This is a genomic window from uncultured Blautia sp. (genome assembly GCF_902497045.1).
Classification (GTDB): Bacteria; Bacillota; Clostridia; order Lachnospirales; family Lachnospiraceae; genus Blautia_A.
In genome coordinates this window covers 1-4,282 of sequence record NZ_CABVDF010000232.1, presented here as the reverse complement: position 1 = coordinate 4,282, position 4,282 = coordinate 1, and the positions used below count along the sequence as shown (strand labels likewise).

Genomic DNA, 4,282 nt, shown 5'->3' with positions numbered 1-4,282 from the left:
TGCATTTTCTGATAGATTTGTCATAATGAAATTAAAGAAAACAGAAGGGAGTGATTGCCGATGGACATTCAGTTATCGGATGAAGTTTCACAGGCATATCTGGCAGAGGTAGAGGATATTCTGAACAATAAGGAATTTCTTTCACTCAGCCTTTATGAACATCATCAGTGGACAACCAGATTAATGCACAGCATTAATGTTTCCTATATTTCGTGGAAAATTGCGAAAAAATTCGGATGTGATGAAAAGGCAGCTGCAAGAGCTGGACTTTTGCATGATTTTTGTCCTTATGATTTTCGCAAGAAAACACCTACAGGAGAATTACAGGCATTCTATCATCCAAAAGCCGCAGCAGAAAACAGTGTAAGGACATTTGATATTGGTGAAAAGGAATGGAATGCGATTTTGTCACATATGTTCCCTCTGGGACCAATTCCAAAAAACAAAGAAGCATGGATCATTACCATGGCAGATAAGATTTGTGCCAGTCTGGAGCTGTGTCATATTGCAGTAGCTCTGGCAAGACGCAATCGTGTAGTGGTAACTGCAGCTGTATAATAAAAATGGCCTGCTGTATGAAATCTTCATGCAGCAGGCTTTCTGTGTGCAGCAGGTGCACGTTATCTAAAAAATCAATAACAGAGGTATCAGCATGAAGAAATTTACGAGAAAAGAGATATTCTCCATTCCAAATATAATGGGATATTTCAGGATCCTTTTGATTCCGGTATTTTGTTACCTTTACATAACCGCAGGAGAATATTTATATGCGTCTCTAGTGGTACTGATCTCCAGTCTTACAGATATGTTTGATGGAAAAATTGCAAGACGTTTTCATATGGTCACAGATTTGGGAAAGGCATTAGATCCTGTTGCTGATAAGCTGACTCATGGAGCCTTGGCTCTTTGCCTTGCAACACGTTATCCTCTTATGTGGGGCTTGATCCTTCTTCTTGTGATTAAAGAAGGCTATATGGGGATTATGGGACTGATATTTTTGAAAAAAGGAAAAATGCTTGATGGTGCAATGTGGTTTGGAAAAGTATGTACAGCGGTGCTGTTTGTGGGAATGTTGATCCTGTTTCTGTTTCCTGCACTTCCGGCAGGCTTTGTGAATGGGATTATTGTAGTCATGATGGCAGTGATGGCAATTACCTTGTGCATGTATATACCAGTGTTCCGAAAGATGAAAGAAGAATAAAAGATATAGAAAGAGCTCTCTTTATGAGAGCTTATCTTTTGTGTATTGAAGACAGATGTCTTTTTATCTGGGAAGCTGCCAGATTCGGCAGTTTCATTTCAAGTATGTATACAGGATACCATAAATAATTTATGTTGGCAAATAAAATCAGTGATTCTGCAAAAAAAAATTTTTGTACTGGATGATCATAAAAACGGAAATAATCCAGACTGTGACGGCACGGTGGCATTCGCACATGACACCGCACCGGAAATATGTTATTATGGCTGTATAGAATGGATTACAGCGAAAGGATGGAAACTCAGTGATGAAAAAAAGAATCCTGATCATAAATACAGGAGGGACGCTTTCTTCTGTTAACAGCGAAAAGGGCTTTATGCCTGGAATGAAAAGTCGTGATATGCTGGAAGAGCTCCGAATGGTATCCAGAAACCTGGAGTTGGAGACAGAGGATTTCTGTTCTGTAGACAGTGCTAATATTTTTCCTGAGGACTGGGCCAGTCTTGCGGAGCTGATTGCAAAAAGGAGCAGAGAATATCATGGGATAACGGTGATCCATGGTACAGATACAATGGCATATACGGCTTCCATGCTGGCATTTATGCTTCAGAATATTTCAATTCCTGTGGTAGTGACAGGCAGTCAGCTGTCTATTGCAGATCCTGTGGCAGATGCTATGGAAAATTGTCGGTGTGGAATCCATATGGCAGCCAGCGGATGTCCGGGAGTTTTTGTTGCGTTTAATCGCAAGGTGATGCTGGGCTGTCGTGCCTCAAAGGTGAGAACGATGAGCTTCGATGCTTTTGAGAGCATTAATTACCCTTATATCGGAGAGATCAGCTCACTTGGACTTCATATCAAAAAAGAAAATCTTGTAGTAAAAAGAGGAATTTTCAGACCTCAGACTGCTTATTCCAATAAAGTGTTTCTTCTGAAGCTCTACCCCGGAATGGATCCTTCTATATTGGAATATCTTCAGGAAAAGGGATGCAGAGGTGTTTATATAGAGGGATTTGGACTGGGAGGCATGCCGTTTCTGAAAAATGATTTTATAAGCGCCATTAAAAACGTAATAGAAAAGGGAATGGTAGTATTGGCAGGAAGCCAGTGCAGATATGAGGGAAGCAATCTTTCCGTTTATGAAACCGGTCGTCGTGCATTGGAAAGCGGTGTTCTGCAGGCTTATGATATGACAGCGGAGGCTGCAATGACAAAATTAATGTGGGTTCTTGGGCAGACGGAGGATATCAGGGAAGTTAGAGAATATTTTTCTGTGGATATTGCAGGAGAAGTGATGATTTCTGCAGAATAGAAAACTACGAATATAAATAATAAGAAAGCGGATGTGAAGTTCACATCCGCTTTCTTATTTTTATAAGGATTATTCCTGTGGGCCAGCTGCAACAAGTGCTTTACCAGCTTCGTTTCCTTCGTATTTAGAGAAGTTTTTGATGAATCTCTGAGCAAGATCTTTTGCTTTAACTTCCCACTCAGCAGCATCTGCATAAGTGTCACGAGGATCAAGAATGTTTGTATCAACGCCTGGAAGCTCTGTCGGAACTTCAAAGTTGAAGTAAGGAATAGTCTTAGTCGGTGCGTTGTTGATGTCTCCGTTAAGGATTGCATCGATGATACCACGAGTATCTTTGATGGAAATACGTTTTCCGGAGCCATTCCATCCTGTGTTTACAAGATAAGCTTTGGCACCGTTTGCTTCCATTCTCTTAACAAGCTCCTCAGCGTATTTTGTCGGATGAAGCTCAAGGAAAGCCTGTCCGAAGCAAGCGGAGAAGGTTGGTGTAGGCTCAGTGATTCCACGCTCTGTACCAGCAAGTTTAGCTGTGAAGCCAGACAGGAAATAGTACTGAGTCTGTTCTGGTGTCAGGATAGATACTGGAGGCAGTACGCCGAAAGCATCTGCAGAAAGGAAGATTACGTTCTTAGCTGCAGGAGCTGCGGATACAGGACGAACGATTTTTTCAATGTGATCGATCGGGTAGGAAACACGAGTGTTCTCTGTTACGCTCTTGTCGTCAAAGTCGATTTTTCCGTCTTTGTCAAGAGTAACATTCTCAAGAAGAGCGTTGCGTCTGATCGCATTGTAGATATCCGGCTCAGACTCTTTGTCAAGGTTGATAACTTTTGCGTAGCATCCTCCCTCAAAGTTGAAGATACCATTGTCATCCCAGCCATGCTCGTCATCACCGATCAGGAGACGTTTCGGGTCTGTGGAAAGAGTTGTTTTACCTGTTCCGGAAAGTCCGAAGAAGATAGCTGTGTTTTCGCCGTTCATATCTGTGTTTGCAGAGCAGTGCATAGAAGCAATGCCTTTAAGCGGCAGATAGTAGTTCATCATGGAGAACATACCTTTTTTCATTTCTCCGCCGTACCATGTGTTCAGGATAACCTGTTCACGTGTGGTGATGTTGAACATAGCTGCTGTCTCAGAGTTGAGACCAAGCTCTTTGTAGTTTTCTACTTTGGCCTTGGATGCGTTGTAAACAACAAAATCAGGCTCAAAGTTTTCAAGTTCTTCATCTGTTGGGATAATGAACATGTTCTTTACGAAATGTGCCTGCCAAGCTACTTCAACGATGAAACGGATTGCCATACGTGTGTCATGGTTAGCACCGCAGAAAGCATCAACTACGAAAAGTCTCTTATTGGAGAGTTCTTTCAGAGCGATTTCTTTACAAGTATCCCATGCTTCCTGAGAAGCCGGATGGTTGTCATTTTTGTACTCATCGGAAGTCCACCATACAGTGTCTTTGGAGTTCTCATCCATAACGATGAATTTGTCTTTAGGAGAACGTCCTGTGTAGATACCAGTCATAACGTTGACAGCGCCAAGTTCACTTTCCTGACCTTTTTCAAAGCCTTCAAGCTCCGGTTTGGTTTCTTCTTCGAATAACACTTCATAAGAAGGGTTATATACGATCTCGGTGGTTCCGGTAATGCCATACTTGGTTAAATCAATTTTTGCCATCTTACATTTACCTCTTTTCTTAAAATAGTAATAGGATAACAGCCTGACTGTCAGACCTTATGTTATCTTGTGAAAGAAGTGGAACTATAGCTTTC

At 41.6% G+C, this 4,282-nt stretch carries 4 protein-coding genes; 3 read left to right on the top strand and 1 reads right to left on the bottom strand.

The features are described 5' to 3' along the window. Window positions 1-60 precede the first annotated feature (60 nt). The 3 genes from RDS42_RS12860 (at window position 61) to RDS42_RS12850 (ending at window position 2,513) form a co-directional block, all read left to right on the top strand. A complete protein-coding gene (locus RDS42_RS12860) occupies window positions 61-558 on the top strand; it encodes an HD domain-containing protein (RefSeq protein ID WP_308784010.1) in 498 nt (165 codons plus the stop codon). 94 nt (window positions 559-652) lie between these two features. After that, window positions 653-1,201, top strand: coding sequence for a CDP-alcohol phosphatidyltransferase family protein (locus RDS42_RS12855; RefSeq protein ID WP_308784009.1), 549 nt, complete (start codon window positions 653-655; stop codon window positions 1,199-1,201). Between the two features lie 307 nt (window positions 1,202-1,508). Next, window positions 1,509-2,513 (top strand): asparaginase, encoded by a 1,005-nt coding sequence (locus RDS42_RS12850; protein WP_308784011.1) that lies wholly within the window; start codon window positions 1,509-1,511, stop codon window positions 2,511-2,513. A gap of 69 nt (window positions 2,514-2,582) precedes the next feature. Here the strand turns inward: RDS42_RS12850 and pckA are convergent, their stop codons facing one another. Continuing rightward, window positions 2,583-4,187, bottom strand: coding sequence for a phosphoenolpyruvate carboxykinase (ATP) (gene pckA / locus RDS42_RS12845; RefSeq protein WP_308784008.1), 1,605 nt, complete (start codon window positions 4,185-4,187; stop codon window positions 2,583-2,585). Window positions 4,188-4,282 lie beyond the last annotated feature (95 nt).

Coding starts and splice junctions, on each gene's coding strand:
- RDS42_RS12860 (WP_308784010.1), top strand. CDS start 61: ATGGACATTCAGTTATCGGATGAAGTTTCACAGGCATATCTGGCAGAG.
- RDS42_RS12855 (WP_308784009.1), top strand. CDS start 653: ATGAAGAAATTTACGAGAAAAGAGATATTCTCCATTCCAAATATAATG.
- RDS42_RS12850 (WP_308784011.1), top strand. CDS start 1,509: ATGAAAAAAAGAATCCTGATCATAAATACAGGAGGGACGCTTTCTTCT.
- pckA (WP_308784008.1), bottom strand. CDS start 4,187: ATGGCAAAAATTGATTTAACCAAGTATGGCATTACCGGAACCACCGAG.